This is a genomic window from Sagittula sp. S175 (assembly GCF_049800975.1).
In the GTDB taxonomy this organism is placed as follows: Bacteria; Pseudomonadota; Alphaproteobacteria; order Rhodobacterales; family Rhodobacteraceae; genus Sagittula.
In genome coordinates this window covers 1-20,333 of the sequence record NZ_JBNAGB010000026.1, presented here as the reverse complement: position 1 = coordinate 20,333, position 20,333 = coordinate 1, and the positions used below count along the sequence as shown (strand labels likewise).

Below are 20,333 nucleotides of genomic sequence, written 5' to 3'. Positions count from 1 at the left end.
CTGGCCCGATTACTGGCCGAGCCGCGCGCGGGTGCGTTCGTGCACGTTGGCGGGGGTGCCCGCATAGGTAGGCAAACCGCGATTCAGCCAGCCTTCGCCATTGCGCCCACCCGCCATGCCTTCCTTCACGTCGGCGAGGCCGGGGAAGCCCTGTTTCGCCAGCGCCTCGGTGGCGTAGCCGGAGCGGTTGCCGGTGCGGCAGATCAGCGCCAGCGGCGTGTCCGGGTTGGCCTCGCGCAGTTTGACCAGCGAGGCGACGAAATCGTCCTGCGTCATGTCCAGCCCGATCGCGCCCTCGGCCACGCCGGTCTGCTGCCATTCCTCGGGCGTGCGGATGTCGACGAGGATGATCTCGCCCGCTTGCGCCTGCCTGTAGGCCTCGTCTGCGGCGATAGGTGTGACGGGTTGCGCCTCTTGCGCCGTGGCCTGATCCGGCAGCCAGAGGCCGTAGGCCAGAGCCGTGCCCGCAAGGAGGGCCCCTGCGCCAAGCAGCAGGACATTGCGGCGGGTGACGGTCTGTGCGGGCATGGAATGTCCTTTCCTGAGGATTTTCGCCTGCCTAACCCAGATGCATTCAATTGTCCGCATGTTAATGCACGCCGCAGGATCACATCCGGGTGACCCGCCCGCCCAGCCAAAACGGTATGCAGTTGTGCGCAAGTTTGTTGCCGGGGTGAGGCAAATTGCGCAACAAACGAATAGGTATCTTTAACTTCCGCCAAACCTGTGGTCTAGAAGCGCCATAAGGCGAGAGGCGATAGGTCAGCGGTATGGACCCATCGCCAAATCGTGGTATTGCCGGGGCGTCATAGGCGTCCTCTGGTTGAGGATTTCCTGAAGAGGGGGAAGAGACACGTGAAAATCGGGACACCAAGCGAGGTCGAGGCCGGCGAGAACCGGGTGGCGATGACGCCCGACTCGGCGCGCCAACTGCAAAAGCTGGGCTACGACTGCCTGATCCAGAGCGGTGCAGGCTCCAAGGCGGGCTTTGCCGACAAATTGTACGAAGAGGCGGGCGTGACCGTCGTGGCCACCGCCGACGCTCTGTGGGCCGAGTCCGACATCATCGCCAAGGTCCGCATTCCGACCATGGACGAGCTGGACCACCTGACCGCCGACAAGACGCTGATCACCTTCTTCAACCCGGGCGGCAACGCCGAGGGTCTTGAAAAGGCGAAGGAAAAAGGCGCCAACGTCATTGCCATGGAAATGGTGCCGCGGATTTCCCGCGCACAGAAGATGGACGCGCTGTCGTCGATGGCGAACATCGCGGGCTACCGTGCCGTGATCGAGGCGGGCAACAACTTCGGCCGCTTCTTCACCGGCCAGGTGACCGCGGCGGGCAAGGTGCCCCCGGCCAAGGTGCTGGTGGTTGGTGCCGGTGTGGCGGGTCTCGCCGCGATCGGCACGGCGACCAGCCTCGGCGCGATCACCTACGCCTTTGACGTGCGCCCCGAAGTGGCCGAGCAGGTCGAATCGATGGGGGCGGAATTCGTCTACCTCGATTTCGAAGAGGAACAGCAGGACGGTGCGGCCACCGGCGGTTATGCCTCCGTGTCCAGCCCTGAGTTCCGCGAAGCACAGCTGAAGAAGTTCCGCGAACTCGCGCCCGACATGGACATCGTCATCACCACGGCGCTGATCCCCAACCGCGAAGCGCCCAAGCTCTGGCTGGCCGACATGGTCGCCGCGATGAAGCCGGGCTCGGTCATCGTCGATCTCGCGGCGGAAAAGGGCGGCAACGCCGAAGGCACCGTGAAGGACGAGAAGGTCGTCACCGACAACGGCGTGACGATCATCGGCTACACCGACTTCCCCTCGCGCATGGCCGCGCAGGCGTCGACGCTGTACTCGACCAACATCCGTCACATGATGACCGACCTGACCCCGAACAAGGACGGTCAGATCAACCACAACATGGAAGACGACGTCATCCGTGGCGCGACCGTGACCCATCAGGGCGCGATCACCTTCCCGCCGCCGCCGCCGAAGGTTCAGGCCATCGCGGCCAAGCCGAAGGAAAAGACCAAGGAACTGACGCCCGAGGAAAAGCGCGCCGCCGAAGTGGCCGCCTTCAAGGCGCAGACAAAGTCTCAGGCGATCCTGCTGACCGTCGGCACCGCGCTGATCCTGCTGGTGGGCATGTTCGCACCCGAAAGCTTCATGAGCCACTTCATCGTGTTCGCGCTGGCGTGCTTCATCGGCTTCCAGGTGATCTGGAACGTCTCGCACTCGCTGCACACGCCGCTGATGGCGGTCACCAACGCCATTTCCGGCATCATCATCGTGGGCGCGCTGCTCCAGGTGGGGTCGGGCAGCTGGCTGGTCATGGCACTTTCGGCCATCTCCATCCTGATCGCCACGATCAACATCGTCGGCGGCTTCATGGTGACGCGCCGCATGTTGGCGATGTTCCAGAAATCGTAAGCGGGAGAAAAAGAACATGAGCATTGGTATCGTTTCCGCCGCTTACATTGCCGCGGCGGTCCTCTTCATCCTGTCCCTCGGGGGCCTCTCCGGGCAGGAAAGCGCAAAGCGCGCCGTGTGGTACGGCATCACCGGCATGGCGCTGGCGATCCTCGCCACCTATTTCGGCCCGGGCATGGGCGGCTATGTCATCGTCCTGCTGATGGTCGTCATCGGCGCGGGCATCGGTCAGTACGTGGCAGCCAAGGTCGAAATGACCGAGATGCCGCAGCTGGTCGCAGCGCTGCACTCCTTCGTGGGTCTGGCCGCCGTCTTCATCGGTTACAACGCGGAACTCGAGATGAACCGCGTGGCCGACCTGATGGCTGCGGGCAACACCGCTGGGCTCGAGGCGCTTGGCGGGTTTGCGGCCAAGGTCGCGCACAAGACCGCTGTCGAGATCAACATCCTGAAGGTCGAGGTCTTCCTCGGTGTCTTCATCGGTGCGATCACCTTCACCGGGTCGGTCATCGCCTTCGGCAAGCTGGCGGGCAAGGTCACCTCGGCGGCGAAAAAGCTTCCGGGCGGTCACATGCTGAACGCGGGCGCGGCGATCCTGTCCTTTGTCCTGCTGCTGGTCTACATGTCCACCGGCGGTGGCTGGACGCTGATCCTGATGTCGCTGCTGGCCTTCTTCATCGGGTATCACCTCATCATGGGCATCGGCGGCGCCGACATGCCGGTGGTGGTCTCGATGCTGAACTCCTACTCGGGCTGGGCGGCCTCGGCCATCGGCTTCAGCCTTGGCAACGACCTGTTGATCGTCACCGGCGCGCTGGTGGGTTCCTCGGGTGCGATCCTGTCCTACATCATGTGCAAGGCGATGAACCGCTCGTTCGTCTCCGTGATCCTCGGCGGCTTTGGTGGCGCGACCGGTCCGGCGATGGAAGTCGAGGGCGAGCAGATCGCCATCGACGCGGATGGCGTGGCCTCGGCTTTGGAAGATGCGGACAGCATCATCATCATCCCGGGCTACGGCATGGCCGTCGCACAGGCACAGCAGAACGTGGCCGAACTGACCCGCCGCCTGCGCGCAAAGGGCAAGGAAGTGCGTTTCGCGATCCACCCGGTCGCGGGCCGTCTGCCGGGCCACATGAACGTGCTGCTGGCCGAAGCGAAGGTCCCCTACGACATCGTCCTCGAAATGGACGAGATCAACGAGGACTTCCCGCAGACCGACGTGGCCATCGTCATCGGCTCGAACGACATCGTGAACCCCGCCGCGCAGGAAGACCCGAACAGCCCCATCGCCGGGATGCCGGTTCTGGAATGCTGGAAGGCCAAGCAGGTCTTCGTGTCCAAGCGCGGTCAGGGCACCGGCTACTCGGGCATCGAGAACCCGCTGTTCTACAAGGAAAACACCCGCATGTACTACGGCGACGCCAAGCAGTCGCTGGGTGAACTCCTCAACCGCATCCAGTAAGCGGACCCAAAAGATCGAAAGGCCCCGTGCAGCTCGCGGGGCCTTTTCCTTTGCGCCGATACTTTACGCCGTCGCCAGCGCTACAGGTTGCAGCACTCCCCGGCATCGGGCAGGGGGGCCACGCGGTCGATCCCCTCCAGATCGGCAAAGGCCCGTTCAGGCCGCCCGAGCCAGTCCAGCACCTCCGCTTCGGTCCGGAAGACCGCCGATGTGACGTTGCTTCCGGACATCTCCAGAAGCGTGGCGTGAATGCGGGTCAGTCCGTAACTGACATCGAGCGGCGCGAGGACGGCGATCTTCTTGCCGTCTGGTCCGGGGCGTGCGGTCTCGGCGGTCAGCCTGACGATCGCCTGCATCTTGGCAAAGTCCAGGTCCGACCTCTCTACCGGCGACAGGTCGACGATTTCCGGCAATGTCGAGTGCCCCGGTTCCAGCGCCGACAGGCGGCGGATTTCGAACAGGATGCGCTCCAGTGTCTGGTGGCCGAAATGACGTGTAAACAGGATCTCGCCGTTGCAAACGAGGCCGGCGTGAAATTCGAACATGGGTTTGGTTCCTGCACCGGGGAGTCCCCAAGCTACCATTATAACAACCAAATGTTGATTTGACAATCAAAACGCACGCTTAAACAGCTCTCTCGCGGCGCATGTCCTGTGTCCCGCATTTCGTCTCGGTTTCGCGTTGAGACAGCCGGCTCAGGGAACACAGCTCGCCTGAGGGTCTCGGTGCTCCCTTGCCCCGCCCAGATTTATCTGATTAAAATAGTCAGATAAAGGAGCGCCCCTATGTCCACCTCCAGTCCCCGGGTCCATTGGTCCCAGAAATTCCCGGAACTTCGCTGCACCGACCCTCGGCTGGAGCTCTTGCGCTACGTCCTGCGCGAACCGGAGTCCGAGACTCCGCTCGGCGCCCTGCACACCACGCTGGAACGCATCTTCGACCGCGCATTGGACCTGAACGATCCCGGCAGCGAAGAGCGGTCCTTCGATGAACGCTGGCTTCTTGCGATCTTCGACGCGCTCAGGACCGTGGACCTGCGCTGGTATCAGTTCCTGCTGCGCTCGCGGATGGGGGCAGGGGACGCGGCACGGGTGCATTTCGCCCTGACGCAGGCGCAGGTCTGGCTGGAAAACCGTCTCTAGAGGTCTGGGCGGCGCACGCGGCGCTGCTGGGCGCGTCCTCTGGCAAGTGGTTTTCACAAGGTGAAATTTGCATCTGCAAACTCACGGTTTGCATATTTTCTGCGCGTGCATTCGCGCAATATACTTGCGCGGCACCCTGCGTTCGGGCACAACCACAAAAATGGTTTCGACAAATAGGGGGAACCCATGAACCTGACTTTTGACCGTGACGTGCTTGCCGAAGCCTTCGGCGCGAACGAAGGGGCCGCGCTGCGCGTCAAGCAGGCGGCGCTGGTTGTCTTCGGCATCGCGCTTCTGGCCGTTGCCGCCAAGATCAAGGTGCCGATGTGGCCGGTGCCGATCACCATGGGCACCTTCGCCGTGCTCGGCATGGGCGCCGCCTACGGCGCACGCCTCGGGCTGGTGACGATCATGGGCTACATGATCCTGGGCGCACTGGGCTTTGACGTCTTCGCGGGCTCCTCGGCCGAGAAGTTCGGTCTGGAATACATGATGGGTGGCACCGGTGGCTACCTCGTGGGCTACGTGGCCGCTGTTGGCGCCCTGGGCATGCTGGCGCGCGCTGGCTGGGACCGCTCGCCGCTGAAGATGGCCGGTGCCATGCTGCTGGGCAACGTCATCATCTACGTCCCGGGTCTGATCTGGCTGGGCATGCTCTACGGCTGGGACAAGCCGATCCTCGAGTGGGGCCTGACCCCGTTCCTCGTGGGCGACGCGGTGAAGCTGGCGCTGGCCGCCATGATCCTGCCCGCCGCATGGAAGCTGATCGGCCGCGCACGCGGCTGACGTACGGGCGCGGTGGGTTGCAAACCCACCCTACGAACATACCGAAGGCCGGGCCTGTGCCCGGCCTTTTGCTGTGTCTCGTCAAGGTGTTGGACAACCGAGGCGTGTGGTGTCATCCTGAGGGTATGGTCGCAAGACAGCTATCCCGGGAGAGCCCGACATGGCCCGCCAACGTTTCTCCATCGCCACCTTCAACGTGAAGAACCTCGTCAATCCGGGGGTGAACTACTATCAAAAGAAGGACGGCAGCTGGAACCGCTATTCCGACGCCGCCTTTGCACGCAAGGTCACATGGCTGGCGGAGCAGCTGGCCGACATGGACGCCGACCACGTCTGCCTGCAGGAAGTGTTTCACGTCGAGGCGCTTCAGGCGGTGGCCGAACGCCACGCCGAGATCGTCGCCACGCGGGGGCTGCATCAGCCCGCCTACACCGAGATCCTGCATTTCCCCAATGACCGCAGCAAGATCGACGACCCCAGTCCGGGTCTTGGCTACCTGGGCCGCAGGCCCGTCCTGAGCAGCCGCAAGGTGCAGGATCTGACGGAGGACCCCGTGATCCTCGGCAGCGAGAGGGGTCTCAGCTACAGCCTGACGTCAACTTCCCGCCCCATCGCGATCATCGAGGTCGACCTCGGCGGGCTGACCGGCTCCATCGTCAACCTGCATCTGAAATCAAAACGCCCGCTGCTGGATCGCGACGACCCGGCGGATGACCCGGCCAACCTGATGTTCCTTGACCGGGCGAAGGGCGATGTCGGGTCGCTCGTCCTGCGTGCGGGCGAGGCGCTGGCGGCACGCCGCGAAATCCTTTCGCTGTTGCGTGGAAACGGGCGGCCGGTCTTTGTGCTGGGTGATTTCAACGATGGCGCCGAGGCGGTCACGACCGAGGTCATTCGCGGCGAAAGCCCGTGGCGCAACGAACCGGACGCGGCGATCAAGCAGGGCTTCTGGGACGTTGAGCTGTATTCGGCAGCGGCGATCCACCTGCGGCGGTCGGAGCGCGCGGACTTCACCACCCATGTGCATAACGGCCACCACAACACCATCGACCATATCTTGCTGAGTCAGGAGTTCTACTACCGCAACAGTCGCCGCATCGGCGATCTGGATTACATGCGGGCCTTCAACGACCATGTCGTCGATGGCGAGTTTGCCGGAGCGCCGCGCGAGCCCGATGCCTCGGACCACGGGCAGCTTGTGGCCTATTTCTCCTTCGTGCCGCCGGACGTTTAGGGGAAGGGGCGCTGCCCCTCGGCCTGCGGCCTCACCCCGAGGGTATTTGGATCAAGATGAAGCACAGGCCGCGTCCCTTCATCTTGACGAAAATACCGCGGGGGAGGCGCGCGCAGCGCGGCGGGGGCAGAGCCCCCAACGTCCGGCGTTGTCCGGGTTACGCCAGTTCCGTGTCGATCCGTGCGCCGGTTTCCAGCGTCCGATGCACGGGGCACCGGTCTGCGATCTCCAGCAGCCGCTGGCGTTGCGTATCGTCCAGTTCTCCGGTCAGCGTGATCCGCCGGGTGAAGCGGTCGATGCGATTGTCCATGCCGCTTGCGTCCTGTGCGTGCATCTTGTCGTGGGTCACGTCCACCGAGACGTTTTCGAGCGGCCACCCTTTGCGACGGGCGTACATGCGGATCGTCATGGAGGTGCAGGCCCCAAGGCCCGCCGCCACAAACCCGTAGGGCGACATGCCCCGGTTGGTGCCACCATAGGCCAGCGGTTCATCGGCAAGCGCATGGTGATGTGGTCCGCCCTGGATGTCCTGAAGGAACCCCTGCGGATCGCTTTCGGTCACGCGCGTCACGCCCTCGGGCGCGCCGGGCGGCGGGGCAGGGGGCGCAAGGTCGAGGTAGCGCCGCGCCCATGCGGCGATCACCCCGGCCGTGTATTCCGCATCCTCGGCCCGCGACACGAGGTGGTCGGCGTCGTCCAGCGTGACAAAGCTCTTGGGATGCTTTGCCGCCATGAAGATTTTCGAGGCATTGCCCACCGGAACCACCGTGTCGCCGGGCGCATGCAGCACCAGAAGCGCGCGTCCCAGCCCCGCCAGCGCCGCGCCAAGGTCGTGCCGCGCGAGGTCCTGCACGAAGTCTTTCCCGATGGTAAAAGGGCGACCGCCCAGGTCGACCTGCGCCTGGCCCTTGGCTTCGATATGCGGCAGCGCCTCGGAAAATGTCCCTGTCACATGCTCCGGGTCAAAGGGCGCGCCTATGGTCACGACCGCTTTGGCCTCCGGAATAAGCTCGGCCGCGCGCACCACCGCCGCGCCGCCCAGCGAATGCCCGATCAGCAATGTCGGGGCCATGCCGCGCCCCTCCAGGTAGCGCGCGGCCTCCACAAGGTCCTCCACGTTCGACTGGAAGGTGGTGTTGGCGAACTCTCCCTGGCTGTGCCCCAGCCCGGTGAAATCGAACCGCAGCACGGCGATCCCCATGGCCGCCAGCCGCTGCGCGATGCGCCGCGCCGCGTGGATGTCCTTGCCGCAGGTAAAGCAATGGGCGAAAAGCGCCGTGGCCAGGTGCGGACCGCGCGGCAGATCCAGCCGGGCGGCCAGAGCGTGCCCGCCGTGGCCGGGAAAGGTGATGCGTTCGCTGGGCATGGTCGTCCTCGTGTCCCCGTTTGGCATCAGAGTGGGACCGCCCGTCGCAGGGCGCAAGCCACGTGACAGGAGCGTAACGCGATGGTGAGGGCAGGGCAGAGCGTGTTGAAAAGTGTTGCAGTCCTCGCCGGGGCGGCGGTCGTCGGGTCCTACCTCGGCGCGCTGCACCCGGCGGGCGACAGCCTCGCGGTGTTTCGCGTGCCGCTCCTGATCCTCGCCGCCCTGGCGTTGATCTGGACCGACTGGTCGCGGGTGGTGCGCTGGCCGCTTTCGGCGCTGGCCCTCGCCGTGCTGGGCTGGCACATCTCTGCCCGCATGGACCCGGATGCCAAGGGTCATGATCTGGTCCTCTACCAGCAGAACCTGCTGTTCAACCGCGCCGACAACGCGGAATTCCTGAGCCTCGTCGCTCAGTCCAACCCGGATGTCATCACCCTGCAAGAGGTCTCCCCCCGGAACCTCCCCATCATGGAGGCGCTGAAAGCCAGCCACCCGACGCAGCACCGCTGCACCGTCGCGAACAGCTGGCTGGGTGAGGCCGTCCTCTCCCGTTACCCCATGGTGCCCGGAACCGCCTTCTGCTCGCAGCCCGACGGGCTGACGGGGATGCAGGTGATGACCCCGCAAGGCCCCCTCTGGGTGGTCTCCGTGCACCTCAACTGGCCCTGGCCAAAGGGGCAGGCTGCGCAGGTCGACGGGATTCTCCCCACGCTCGAAGCCCTCGACGGCCCCATCCTCATGGCGGGCGATTTCAACGCCGTCGCATGGTCGCACACTCTCAAACGCATGGCCCGCGCCAGCGGCACCACGCGGGTCGGCGCGCAGGTCCACAGCTTCGACCTCTCGCCCATCCCCTTCCACCTCGGGATCGACCACGTGCTGTCCACCAACCCCGCGCCGCAACGGGTGATCCAGATGCCCAAGGCCGGGTCCGACCACCACGGCCTGCTGGCCTATCTGGTGCAGCCATGACCGCGCAGCACCTCCCCGGCATCGGCCGCTTCACCCCGCGCGACGCCCGCGACGCGACCCAGTGGGCGCGGCTGGCAACCTTCCTGCGCCAACACGGCGCGCAGGCCTTCTCCCGCGATCCCCATATCGGCGGCCATGTCACCGGCAGCGCCTTTGTGCTGTCCCCGGACGGGCAGTCGACCCTTCTCACCCACCACCGAAAACTGAACCGCTGGCTGCAACTGGGCGGCCATTGCGACGGGGTGCAGGACGCCCGCGCCACCGCCCTCCGCGAGGCGCAGGAGGAAAGCGGCATCCCCGGCATCACGCTGCTCCGGGAAGCCGTCTTTGACATCGACATTCACGAAATCCCCGCCACCGCGCGCGAACCCGCACACCTGCACTACGACATCCGCTACCTCATGCAGGCCCAGACCACCGCTTTCACAGCCTCCGACGAAAGCCACGCGCTGGCGTGGGTTTCCCTCGACCAACTCGACGCCTACACACAGGCCCCCAGCGTCCTGCGCCTGCGCGACCGGCTGGACGGGCAGGGCGAATGACCGCAAGGCCTCAAACCGAAGCCGCCGCCCTCGCGCTGGCCCTCGACTGGGGCTATGCCGACCTGTCCGAGGCCACCACATGGGCCGACGCGCAGATCCTTGCTGCCGAGGTCCCCGACGCCCTGCTGATCGACGTCGCGCTGGCCCGCACGCCGGGCGAGGCGGCAAGCCTCCTGCGCGCCCTGTCCGAAGGCGCGAACCGCTGGCAGGCGCTGGCGGTCTTCCTGCGTCGCTTCGACACGCTCACGACCATGTCCCCGGCAGAGGCCTCGGCGCTGGCCCGCGACCTCTACATGCTGGCCGCCTACGAGGACCCGCCAGCCGCGTTCCGCCCCTTCGTTACCCATTGGGACGCCATCGACCTTGCGCGCGACGACGTCTGCGGCGACCTCGACACCTGCATCCGCGCCTTCCTCGACGACATCCACCACGTCGCGGCGGCCTACGCAGGCTGACCCCACCCCCCGAACGGCAAAAGGGCCGGGTGTGACCCCGGCCCTTCGCGCATCTCATGCAACCTGCGTTCAGACGAGGAACTCGAAGTTGTCCAACACCAGATGCTCCCCGGTGCTGGTCAGTTGCAACTCGTCGATCATCCCCCAGTCGGCCTCGAACAAGGTCGGTCCGCTGTTGGTGATCCCGATGGACCCGCTGTCCACCAGAACGCCGTCCAGGTAGCCCGACACCGTCGCCGTCCCCGAGGCATCCCAGGCGGCCGTCAGCTCGACCGAGAAGAACTCGAAATCGTCGCCGTTCGAGCGGGTGACCACGACCGGTTTCGACGCACCCGGCGTGTAGGCCACATGGCCCGTTCCCGCAGCGTTGTAGCCGCCCGAGTACCCGGTGCCCTGCAACGTCCACAGGGACTGTGATCCGGACTGCCAGATGAACCCTTCGTAGACCCCGCTGATCGCGGTTGTCTGGGCCGGCCTGTCCTCGAAATCCACCAGCAGGTTCGGCCCGCCATCGTCCACCCCGTTCACCACAACCGACACGACGGTCTGGGTGGCATAGCCACGCCCGTCGCTGACGCTGACCTGGAACTGGTCGGTGACGCTCGACCCGCCGTTCAGCCCCTGCACGGCGGCAGAGCCGTTGTTCAGCAGGTAGGTCCAGGCCCCGCTGTCGTCTATGCTGAACGTGCCATAGGCCGAAGCGCCGCTGCCCACCACGTCAAAGCTCAGCACATCGCCGTTGGCGTCCGAGGCATAGACGGTGCCGAAGGTGCTCAGCACCGTGTCCTCGGTCACCACGCCGGAACTGCTGGCCGCCACGGGGGCGACCTCCAGCCCGCCGATGCGGATCGGCACGGTGATGACATCGGTCAGCGGGCCGCCCGAGCCAGAGTTGCCCAGGTCGTCCACCGTGATGGTCAGCGTCTCGTTCCGGGCAACGCCCGCGCCGGGTTGGAACTGCAAGGTCGCCAGCGCGGCGTTCACGTCGGACAGGGTGCCGACGATCGTTGGCGTGGCCGCGCCCGGGTCGAGGGACGCGCCGCCTAGATTGCCAAAGCTGACCGTACTCGTGCCCTCCGTCTGGACCGAGACCTGCACCAGCGACCCGTCGATGTCGGACACCTGCAAGCCGCCGACCGTCACCGTGCCGCCCTCGGCGACGAAGAGCGCCTGCGACGCCTCCTCGGCCACGCCCAGCGTGCCGATGGTGGTCATGTGCCGCCCGCCGCCCGACATGTCGTCGAAGGCTGCCGTCGCCGCGTTGAAGCTCCAGTAGCCGTAGAGGCCCGCATCGCTCCGGTCGGCACCGTCGAGGTACAGCAGCGCCACCTCCGAGGGCGTCAGCACCCGGTTCCAGATCGCGACGTCATCCATCGCGCCCTTCAGGCTCTGGTTCGGGTCCAGCCCGCCGCCGACGCTGTCCTGATCCTGACCCAGCATCAGCGTGCCGCCGCTGCTCATGGGTAGCAGAGATGCCGTGGCCAGCGTCCCCTGCAACGCGCCGTCAAGGTAGACGGCCATCGTGCCCCCGCCCAGCGTCACGGTGACCTGATGCACCGCGCCATCCCGGACACCAGGCGCCGCGATCTGGCCGACAAAGCCATTGTTGGCATAGACGCCGATGGCATCGCCAAAGGTGCGCAACAGCAGCTCGTTCGCCGACCCCGGCACCGCGTAGGAGATGTAGTGCTCCAGCACGTTGTCCGCGTCGATGCGGATATTGGCCGACATGGTCACGGCGGTCGTCGGGAAGCCCGTCAACCCCGACACCTGCGCCCGGTCGCCCGTCGCCCCCGAGAACAGCGCCATGGTGTCGACCACCTGCGGCGCGTCGTTCACCGGCGCGACCTCCACCGTGACGGTGCCCGTGTCCGTCCCGCCAAAGCCGTCCGACACGGTGTATTCAAAACTGTCCATGCCGAAGAAATCCGCTTTCGGCGTGTAGATCACCCTGTCGTCGGTGGCATCCCCCGGCGTGCCGTTGTCGTCGATGACCACCGTGCCATGCGCCGCCGCGCCCACGCCGTCCAGCGCCGGCACGCCGCCGTCCACATCCGTCACCGCCGCCAGCACGTCCACCGTGACCGGGGCGTCCTCGTCCGTGGTGACCGCCAGCTCCGCAGCCTCCGGATCGTCGTTCACCGGCGTCACCGCGAACCACGCCGTCGCACTGACAGAGGCCTGATCGCCGTTCGATGCCTCGGTCGCCGTCGCGGTCACCACCAGCTCGATAAGGCCCGTCCAGTCGGTGGGGGGCGTCATCTCCAGCACCGACAGGTCCAGCGCTTCGGCCCCCGGGATCAGCCACCCGGTGCCATCCGCCGCCCCAAGGTTGAACACCGCCCCGGCAGGGAAACCCTCCAGACGCAGAGACAGGCTTTCAGAGCCATCCATGTCCACCAGCGCCGCCGACAGGCCCAGCGGAATGGGTGTGTCCTCCGGCGTGCTGCTGTCGGGAACAATGCTGCGCGTCGTATAGATCTCGCCCGCGCCATTGTTGGTGTCCCACACGTTGACGATGGTCCCATCGGCCAGCACGGCCATATGGTTGCCGCCGCCATAGCTGCCGGAGGCCTGATCGCCCACCGTCAGGTTGTTCACCCGCGTCTCCAGCCCGTAGGCCGCGCCGCTGGCGTCATACAGCTGCTGGAACACGCCGAACCCGTCGCCATCCCCGGTCTGCGAGAACCAGCTGATGACGAAGCCGCCATCGGGCAGGCCCTGCACCGTCGGCGTGATCTGCGCACCTGCAGCGGTGGTGTTCACCAGGAACTCGCCACCCACCGCGACGCCGTTCGCGTCATAGCGCTGCGCCATGATCGCGGTCGACGACCCGTCCTGCGCGTCCGAGAACCACGACACCACGAAACCGCCATCGGACAGGCTGCCCACATCGGGATAGGCCTGGGTAAACGCCGTGGTGCTGTTCACCGCGAATTCGCCGTCCACGGGCTGGGCATTGGCATCAAAGCGCTGGCCAAAGACGCCCAGCGACTGGCCCGGCTCGTCCTCACCGTTCCAGACCACGACGAAGCCGCCGTTCGCCAGCGGCTCGATCGCGGCAAAGCTCTGGCCGCTGGCCGTCACCGTCGGCACGATCTGGGTCGCGACCTCGAAGGCATTGTTCGCCGGGTTCAGGATGCGCAAGTAGACGCCCGACCCGGTGCCACCATCCGGCGCGTCCGAGCCATAGGTGAACGCCGTGGCAATGCGCCCGTCCGCCAGCGTCACGGCATCCGCCAGTTCGGCATTGCCATAGACACCGCCGGTGGACAGTGACACCCAGCTCTGTTGCACGTTGTTCGCGTCGAACCGGATGTAGCGCACATCGGTCGCGCCATTCACCAGCCCGGTCTGCACCACGGTAAACCCGCCGTCCGGACCATCCACCACCACGGGGAAGACGTTGGCCGTGCCCTCGTTCTGGTTGGTGACCAGCAGCGGCGGCGTCAGCGCAGTGCCATCGGCGTCGTAGCGCCGGACCATGGCCTTTGGGAAGCCGTCAAAGCCTTCGGTCTGCCAGGCCACGACATAGCCGCCATCGGACAGCGCCGTTACAGTGCCGTAACGCTCGGACAGCGGCGACAGGCTGACCTGCGTGTCGATGCCCGTCCCGGCAAAGGCATAGGTCGGCGTGCTGGGCGGGGCCAGGGCCAGCGTCGGCGCATCGGCCACCGCCTCGATCTGGATCGTCTCGGTGCCTATGTCATAGGCACCAGCCGCATCCGTCACGCGGAAGGTAAATCTGTCCGTGCCCGAGAAATGCGCATCCGGCGTGTAGTCATAGCTCCCGTCTGCGTTCAGCGTCAGCGTGCCATGCGACGGCCCGGTCTCGACGGTATGAGTCAGCGTGTCGCCCGGAAGGTCGGGGTCCGTGCTTTCGACCATGGCGGACAGCACAACGTCCTCGACCGCCGCCCGCGCGTTGTCCACTGCCACCGGGGCACGGTTGTCCTCGGACCCGGTGATGCGGATGGTGATGGTCGCCGTGGCGGTCTGCCCATGAGCGTCCGTGACCAGGTAGGTGAAGCTGTCATAGACGACCTGGCCCTGCGCCAGCGCCTCGGTATCCGGGTTGGCATCGTCCAGCGTGTAGACCCAGGTCCCGTCCCACCCCAGCACCAACGCGCCGTAGACGCCCTCCACCGGGGCACCGACGTTGCCCAAGGCACCATTGACCTCGATTACCGTCAGCACGTCGCCCGTATCCGGGTCGCTGTCGTTGTCCAGCGCATTGCCCGTGGCGCTCGGGTTGCCAAGGATGGTCGAGCCGTTCTCCACCACCTCGGGACCGGTGTTGATGTCCCCCAGTGCCGTGGGTGCATCGTTCGACCCGATGATGCCCAGCACCAGTTGCGCGGTGTCGCTGGCCCCCTGGTCGTCCACGACGGTGTAGCTGAACACCTCGGTCCCCCCGCTGCCATAGGCCAGTGCGTTGGTGTCCAGGTCGTAATTGTCCAGCTGGTAGGACCATATCCCGTCCATGCCCATGAAAAGCGTGCCATAGACACCCTGCGCTACCCATCCCGATCCGCCGGATTGCCCTTCCAGCCCGCTGACCGCCAGCGTACCGTTCGCATCCGCATCGCTGGCCGCGGTCAGCACGTTGCCCATGGCTACATCGTGACCCAGCTCCGTCGCGCCGCGCTCCTGCAGCAGCCGACCCTCGTTCACCGTGTCCAGCGCCACAGGACCGTCATTCGTCCCGGTGATGGTGAATTCGATCACGTCCGAGGCGCTCGCCCCGCTGCCATCGGTCGCCGTCACCGCCACGTCAAAGCTGATCGTCTCGCCCGCGCCGAGGAAGTCGAGATCCAGCACCGCGTCAAAAGCCCACCACGTCATGCCCGTGCCGGTGACCGAGGTGTCCGCGATCGAGAAGCCCGCCATCAGCGCCGCCGCCTGCGCCGCGCTCAGCGTGCCGCCCGACCAGACCGGGGCCGCGACCACATGGGTCAGCGTCAGCGCGTCGTTGATATCAAGGTCTTCGAAATTGAGAACACCCTGATCCACCAGCTGCTGCGCCGAGGCATCCGCCGCCTCCACCCAGCCCGAGGCCGCAGTGGCTGACAGGGTCGGCGCGTCATTCGTCCCGGTGATGGAGAATGCCACCACGTCCGACGCGCTTTCCCCGGCGCTGTCCGTCACCGTCACGGTGTAGGACCATGTGACCGTCTCGCCCTCGGACAGGAAGTCCAGCGGCAGGTCCGCCGCATAGGTCCATGCCACGCTGCCCGGGGCCGCAGCCCCCGTGACCCCGGTGCTGAACCCGGCTTCGAACATCGCGGCAAAGACCGGGGGCAGGGCGCCGCCGCTCCACGTCACGTCGCCGTTCGAGACATAGGTCACATCCAGCACGTCGCCCGCGTCGATGTCGTCAAAGCTGACGACCCCCGCATCCGCCAGCGACTGGGGCATGGCGTCCAGATCCTCGACCCAACCGGCCGAGCCCGTCGCGGCGATCGTCGGCCCGTCGTTCAGCCCGAGGATGGTGATCGTCACCACCTCGGTATCAGTCCCTCCCTGACCGTCATCGACCGTGTAGGCAAAGCTATCCGTCGCCGTCTGCCCCACGCCCAGCCATTCAAAGGCCCCGTTCGCCGCATAGGTAAAGGTCCCGTCGCCATGATCCGTCACAGCCCCTTGCGTGCCGGTGGTATCGACCGAGACAACATGGCTGTCCGGCGCATCCACATCCGTGAAGACCGCACCCAAGGTGACCATATCCGCGCCGGGATCGCCCGCCAGCGGCCCCTCGTAGACCGTCGCGGCCAGCGGCTGCGCATCGGGCGCATCGTTCGCGCCGGTGATCTCCACCACCACGACCTGCGTCGCCGTCGCGCCTGTGCCGTCCGTCACCGTCGCCACGAAACTCTCGCTCCGCAACTCTCCCGCGCCAAGGTTGTCCGCCGCCACATTGTCCAGCGTGTAGGTCCACGATCCGCCCGCCGTGATGGCAAAGCTGCCATAGGCACCCACGGCATTCCCCGACCACGTCAGCGCATCGCCCGCGTCCACGTCGATCGCCACCAGGGTCCCCGAGGCCACCGGCACGCCTGCATCCACCACCACGCCATCGGCATCGCTCGACGCTTCCACGACCGCGCCGACAGCGGGCTGGCCACTAACGATTTCGGGCGCGTCATTTGCCCCGGTGATCTCGATCACCACCTGCTCGGTGGCGCTGGCACCATGCGGATCGGTCACCGTCACGTCATAGACCTGCCGGATCACCTGACCCTCCGCCAGCCCGTCCAGCACCGCGTCATCGACGGTAAAGACCCAATCCACAGTGCCGCTCGTCCCTACGGGCGAGGGCATCGCCACCGCACCCCCCGGCACCTCCAGCACGCCGAGGTATCCGGCATCCTGTGGCACCACGCTCACCACATGCGTGTCCGAAGCATCCAGATCGCCATACAGCAACTGCCCCGCCGCCGTATGCGCCACCGCGTTCTCGCCCGCCGCGCCATCCGCCAGCTCGGCCACGGAACCAGAGGTATCCCCGGCAAAGATCACCGGCGCATCGTTCGTCCCGGCGATCACGATCCGAAAGGTCTGGTCGAAGGAGGTGTTGTTCGCCGCCCCGCTGCTGTCCACCACCCGCAAAAGCGTGGCCAGCGTCAGCGACTCGCCATGCGCCAGCTGGTCCAGCAGCAACGTGGCAGGCAGGTCCAGCGACCACGACCCGTCCGCGCCAAAGCTCAGCCCGTCGATGATCACCGCCTCGGTTGCCGCGTCAAAGGGCGAGGGGCCCATGCCACCTTCGCCATCGCGGAAGGTCAGTTGTGGCATGTCGACCGGGGTCACATGCGTGTCGTTCAGGTCCAGATCGTCCCATGTCACCTGACCCGAGGCGAACAGCGGCGCAGGATCCACCGCTTCGTTCAGGATCACCTCGACCGGGGCCGAGGTGATGGCCGGACGGTCATTCGTGCCGGTGAGGGTGAACTGCACCACATCCGTCGCCACCGCCCCGGCACTGTCCGTCGCCGTGATCGTGTAGGACCAAGTGACCGTCTCGCCCTCGGACAGGAAATCCAGAACGGCGGTCGCGTCATAGGTCCAGGGGACGCTGCCCGGTGCCATCGGCCCCGTGGCCCCCAGCGAGAATCCCGCCACCAGCGTATCCGCCAGCAACGCCTTCAGCGTCCCGCCGCTCCAGACCATGTCGTCGTTCGAGGCAACCGACAGCGCGATCAGGTCGCCGCTGTCGATATCGTCAAAGCTCACCACCCCGGTGTCGGACAGCGTCTGGTTCTGCGCGTCCAGCGCCTCGACAAAACCGGTCGCGGGCGTGGCCGAGACCGTCGGCGCATCGTTCGTCCCGCTGACCGTGACCGTCACATGGGCCACCGCCGTCGCGCCCTGCGCGTCCGTCGCCGTCACCTCGACCACCACGTCCCGCGTCTGGCCAACCCCGAGGTCCTGGAAATCCGCCAGCGGGTCAAAGACCAGATCGGTCCCCACAACGCTGGCCGACCCTTCGGAGGGCGCGCCGGTCACCGTGTAGACCAGCGTCGTGCCATCATGCTCGCTGTCGATGTCATCCCCCAGCGCCGTCAGGTCCAGCAGCACCGCCGGGCCATCCTCCTCGGCCAGCATCGCGCCATCCATCAGCGTCGGCGCGTCGTTCTCGCCGGTGACGGTCACCACGACCTCGCGCGTGACCAGACCGCCTTCGCCATCGTCCAGAACGATGGTCACGGTCACCTCCGCCGTCTCCCCGACCGAGAGCCACTCGAATTCACCGTTGGTGTCGAACACCAGCGTGTACCGGTCCGCCGGGATGCAGCCATCGTCGCTGCCCGTCACCTCAGTATAGCTGACCAGCCCCGCCGAGGCTGTGATGCTGTCCACGACCACCGCGTCGCCGTCGAAGTCGTAGACCTCCATGTCAAAGGCCACCGTGCCGCTCTCGGTCACGGTCTGGTCCGCGACACTGACAACGGGAATGTTGTTCGTGCCGTCGAGCAGCAGCACGTAATCGCCAAATACGATCTGCTCGATCCCGTCGAGACTGTCCGTCCCTTCGGCCCCGGTCAGATCAGTGACGGTCAGCCGGTCGCCCCAGCCGCAATGGAAATACCCGCCGTTGTGGCCATAGCCATGCCCGCGCCCATGCTCTTCGTGGCCGCGCCCGTGGCCCTCGTGGCCCGGATCCTCATGGCCACGCTTCTTGTCCTTCTTGCTTCCGGCATGGCCGTGGTGATGGCCCCGGTCGTCGTCCCGCCCGCAGCTGTCGGCACAGCTGCCGGTAAAGCAGATCTCGAAATCCAGGATCGATCCCGCGTAGATCACCGTGTCGAAACCGGACCCGCCCGAGATCGTGTCATCCCCCGCGCCCCCCTGCGCTGTGTCGTCGCCACAGCCAAGGTCGATCTCATCGTCACCCGCGCCCCCCGTCACAAGGTCGTTGCCGCTGTCCGCGTCGATCCGGTCGTCGCCTGCGCCGCCGTCCACGACGTCATCGCCCGAACCCGCCTCGATCCCATCGTCGCCCGCGCCCCCCAACAGGGTATCGTTGCCCTGGCCGCCGTCGATGCAGTCGTCGCCGTCACCGCCATCGACACTATCATCGCCCTTGTCCGCGTCGATCCGGTCATCGCCCGCACCGCCCAGCACGGTGTCATCGCCCTTGCCAGCCTCCACCCGGTCGTCACCGTCCCCGGCATCCACACTGTCGTCGCCCTTGCCGGTTCGGATGCGGTCGTCAAAGGCAGAGCTCGTGACCGTGTCATCGCCGGACTGCGTGTTGATCCGCTGCCCGCGCGTGGCGTCCGAGACATCGATCTCGACGTCCTTGTTGCCGGATTTGTCGCCGGATTTTCCGTCGGAATCGCAGCCAGAATCGGACTGCCCGCCAAGGCGGCCAAAGCGCGAGAAATTCATGGTGTCCCCCCAAGAACCTAAAATGGTCACTTCTATACATTCGAAAGGGTACATACCTCATCCGTTCAGGTGAACCGCAAATTTCGATGGCGCCTTTCGGACTGCGGAGCGTCCTGATTTTTCGAAGAAAAATCGCACCACCCGGAACGAGGCCGCACCGCTTCCGATGCAACAGCCACGCCAGCCATATCAGACGAATCGCCATGCGCCCTTCCGGGTGAAGCGGTTGCTTTCACCAGCGAATCCTGTCTAGTCTCGCTTGCGGGATAGATTCCCGGGGGGATAAACGATGAAGAGCGAACTGACGGTTCGCCTGGCCGCGCGGCTGTCTGCCCTGCGCGCGGCCCGCGGTTGGACATTGGACCAGCTGGCCTCGGCCAGCGGGGTGTCGCGCGCGGCCCTGTCGCGCCTCGAAAACGCCGAGGTCAGCCCCTCGGCCGATGTCCTCTACCGTCTCGCTGCCGCTCACGAGATGACCCTCTCACGCTTGATGTCGATGATGGAAGACGGCTTTGCCGCACAGGTGAAACGCGACGACCAGCCGCTCTGGCGCGACGGCGAAACCGGTCTTTCCCGCCGGATCGTATCACCTGCCGCCCCGGCGCTGGCGGGCGAGGTCGTGGAATGCAAGATCACGCCGGGCACGCATTGGGTGCAGGAGGCCCCGGACGTCCCGGGCCAGGAACACCACCTCGTCATGTTGACAGGCTACATGCATGCAGTGGTAGACGGCGAGGCACATTACCTGGCCCCCGGCGACACCTTGCGCTACCGCGAACACGGCGAGACGCGCTTCGTGACGGCGAAGGGGCAGGGCGCCAAGTTCATGCTTTGCCGCATCAGTGGCTGAGTGGTCCCACTGGGTTCCGCCTTCGCTTCGCTCAGACGGCCGGCGCTCGGCTGACGCCTCGCGCCGTCGGAGGCTCTGCCTCCGAACCTCCGCGGTATTTTCTTCAAGATGAAGGAACGAGCGCCTTTCTTTCCTTCATCTTGACCCAAATACCCTCGGAGGGGTCCGGGGAGGCAGAGCCTCCCCGGCGGGGGGGGGGGGGGGG

Annotated in this window: 13 protein-coding genes; 9 read left to right on the top strand and 4 right to left on the bottom strand. The window is 66.0% G+C overall.

Annotated elements, in window-relative coordinates; all coding sequences use genetic code 11:
• Positions 1–9 precede the first annotated feature (9 nt).
• Entirely contained in the window at positions 10–528 is a 519-nt protein-coding gene (locus ACP16H_RS22535) for a rhodanese-like domain-containing protein (protein ID WP_425074481.1), read from the bottom strand.
• A gap of 327 nt (positions 529–855) precedes the next feature.
• Between ACP16H_RS22535 and ACP16H_RS22530 the strand changes: the two genes are divergently transcribed.
• Entirely contained in the window at positions 856–2,427 is a 1,572-nt protein-coding gene (locus ACP16H_RS22530) for a Re/Si-specific NAD(P)(+) transhydrogenase subunit alpha (protein ID WP_425074480.1), read from the top strand.
• A gap of 16 nt (positions 2,428–2,443) precedes the next feature.
• On the top strand, positions 2,444–3,889 hold the full coding sequence (locus tag ACP16H_RS22525; protein ID WP_425074479.1) for an NAD(P)(+) transhydrogenase (Re/Si-specific) subunit beta: 1,446 nt from the start codon (positions 2,444–2,446) through the stop codon (positions 3,887–3,889).
• Between the two features lie 80 nt (positions 3,890–3,969).
• Here ACP16H_RS22525 and ACP16H_RS22520 read toward each other — a convergent pair whose 3' ends face one another.
• Positions 3,970–4,434 (bottom strand): hypothetical protein, encoded by a 465-nt coding sequence (locus ACP16H_RS22520; RefSeq protein WP_425074478.1) that lies wholly within the window; start codon positions 4,432–4,434, stop codon positions 3,970–3,972.
• A gap of 240 nt (positions 4,435–4,674) precedes the next feature.
• On the opposite strand from ACP16H_RS22520, the gene ACP16H_RS22515 reads away from it, so the two are divergent.
• The 3 genes from ACP16H_RS22515 to ACP16H_RS22505 all read left to right on the top strand — a co-directional run bounded on the left by ACP16H_RS22515 (position 4,675) and on the right by ACP16H_RS22505 (position 7,051).
• Positions 4,675–5,031, top strand: coding sequence for a hypothetical protein (locus ACP16H_RS22515; protein ID WP_425074477.1), 357 nt, complete (start codon positions 4,675–4,677; stop codon positions 5,029–5,031).
• Positions 5,032–5,217: 186 nt separating this feature from the next.
• On the top strand, positions 5,218–5,817 hold the full coding sequence (locus tag ACP16H_RS22510) for a biotin transporter BioY (RefSeq protein WP_425074476.1): 600 nt from the start codon (positions 5,218–5,220) through the stop codon (positions 5,815–5,817).
• Positions 5,818–5,977: 160 nt separating this feature from the next.
• Positions 5,978–7,051, top strand: a complete 1,074-nt coding sequence (locus ACP16H_RS22505; RefSeq protein ID WP_425074475.1) for an endonuclease/exonuclease/phosphatase family protein — start codon at positions 5,978–5,980, stop codon at positions 7,049–7,051.
• A gap of 157 nt (positions 7,052–7,208) precedes the next feature.
• Here the strand turns inward: ACP16H_RS22505 and ACP16H_RS22500 are convergent, their stop codons facing one another.
• Entirely contained in the window at positions 7,209–8,417 is a 1,209-nt protein-coding gene (locus ACP16H_RS22500; RefSeq protein WP_425074474.1) for an alpha/beta fold hydrolase, read from the bottom strand.
• Between the two features lie 105 nt (positions 8,418–8,522).
• On the opposite strand from ACP16H_RS22500, the gene ACP16H_RS22495 reads away from it, so the two are divergent.
• The 3 genes from ACP16H_RS22495 to ACP16H_RS22485 are packed head-to-tail and all read left to right on the top strand — an operon-like array spanning position 8,523 to position 10,386.
• Complete coding sequence (locus ACP16H_RS22495) at positions 8,523–9,389, top strand: endonuclease/exonuclease/phosphatase family protein (protein ID WP_425074473.1); 867 nt, start codon at positions 8,523–8,525, stop codon at positions 9,387–9,389.
• Positions 9,386–9,931 carry an NUDIX hydrolase gene (locus ACP16H_RS22490; RefSeq protein WP_425074472.1) on the top strand — a complete coding sequence of 182 codons (546 nt, stop codon included), beginning with the start codon at positions 9,386–9,388 and terminating at the stop codon, positions 9,929–9,931. Before ACP16H_RS22495 ends, ACP16H_RS22490 begins: the two co-directional genes overlap by 4 nt.
• Entirely contained in the window at positions 9,928–10,386 is a 459-nt protein-coding gene (locus ACP16H_RS22485; RefSeq protein WP_425074471.1) for a hypothetical protein, read from the top strand. The genes ACP16H_RS22490 and ACP16H_RS22485 overlap by 4 nt, the downstream gene beginning before the upstream one ends.
• Positions 10,387–10,455: 69 nt before the next feature.
• Here ACP16H_RS22485 and ACP16H_RS22480 read toward each other — a convergent pair whose 3' ends face one another.
• A complete protein-coding gene (locus tag ACP16H_RS22480; protein ID WP_425074470.1) occupies positions 10,456–19,278 on the bottom strand; it encodes a VCBS domain-containing protein in 8,823 nt (2,940 codons plus the stop codon).
• 289 nt (positions 19,279–19,567) lie between these two features.
• On the opposite strand from ACP16H_RS22480, the gene ACP16H_RS22475 reads away from it, so the two are divergent.
• Complete coding sequence (locus tag ACP16H_RS22475; protein ID WP_425070765.1) at positions 19,568–20,128, top strand: helix-turn-helix domain-containing protein; 561 nt, start codon at positions 19,568–19,570, stop codon at positions 20,126–20,128.
• Positions 20,129–20,333: the final 205 nt, after the last annotated feature.